The organism is Cellulophaga sp. BC115SP (genome assembly GCF_009905545.1).
Taxonomy (GTDB): domain Bacteria; phylum Bacteroidota; class Bacteroidia; order Cytophagales; family Spirosomataceae; genus Flectobacillus; species Flectobacillus rivi.
The window spans coordinates 1-1,279 of record NZ_JAAALB010000143.1 but is presented as its reverse complement, the minus strand read 5'-3'; the positions used below and the strand labels follow the sequence as shown (position 1 = coordinate 1,279).

The window sequence follows — 1,279 nt, the reverse complement described above, 5'->3', positions numbered from 1 at the left end:
AACGGCGTTTGGCAAAGCTCAGGCAGGTTTGAAGGTTTAAGCAAGGGTACTTATAAATTAACAACAACCAACGCCTTAGGTTGTCAGGATAGTCTTCACATCATAATTTCAGAACCAGCCCTGTTGGTAGAAGAGCTTTCTAAAAATGATAATCTTTGTTTTGGAGATGCAACTGGTAAAATTTTTACGAGTGCAACAGGCGGTGTTTCACCCTATCGTTTTTCAAAAGATAACCAAAGCTATCAAAGCGAAACGAACTTTGAGAACCTCAAAAAAGGAGATTATACGATATGGGTAAAAGATGCTAACAATTGTATTAGTACCAAAACAATTACCTTGATAGAGCCATCTCTGCTTGTGATAAATCCCTATTATCAAGATACAATTCGTTGCTTTGGAGAAACTAACGGCGTCATATCCATTCCTACACAAGGAGGTACTCCAACCTACAGTTATTCCTTGGATGGTACAAATTATGTCTCTGGTAATAGCTTCGGTGGTTTAGGAAAAGGCAATTACACTATTCATGTAAAAGATGCAAATCAATGTAAAACAGAGAAAACCTTAAGCTTGACTGAGCCTAATTTACTAGAAATAACGCAGAAAGATTTTAAAAATCCTTTATGCTATAAGTCAAAAGATGGTATCATTGAAGTAGCATCTACGGGTGGTAATAACGGTAATATTTATACTATTGATTACCAAAACCGCAGCCAAAATAGTACCTATTTTAATAATCTTCCCGATGGTAGTTATTCCATAAAAGTGAGTGACCGAAAAGGCTGCTCGGCAACCGTCAGTAATATAGTATTAACCGAGCCAAGTAAAATCAAAACAGTGAGTGTTGGTACTATGCCATTATGTTATGGTGATGGCAATGGCAAAATAAACATCGCAGTAAATGGAGGAACGCCGAATTACCGCGTAAATTTTGAAGGGCTTATCAGTGAGGTCGATGGCACAAATTATACAAAAGAATTGTCTAATTTATTTGCCAAAGCATACACCTTTTATGTGCTTGACAGCCACAATTGTGTAGATACAATAAATTACACTTTGACACAACCTACACAATTACAAAATAAGATTACCATCAAAGAAAACGACTGTTTTGGAGACTTGACAGGACAAGTTCAAGTACTTGGTTTACAGGCTACTCCACCTTACCGTTATTCGCTTCAAAATCAAGAAATAACAGAGAATTTTGAATCAACGGGTATTTTTTCGAAGCTGAAATCAAATAATTACACAGTGACTGTGTATGATTTTAATAACTGCA

1 protein-coding gene is annotated in these 1,279 nt (G+C 36.3%); it reads left to right on the top strand.

The genetic code is table 11. From position 1 onward, the window contains the following. The coding region (locus tag GVN22_RS27295; protein ID WP_205691064.1) for a SprB repeat-containing protein at positions 1 to 1,279 on the top strand (1,279 nt) is incomplete at both ends.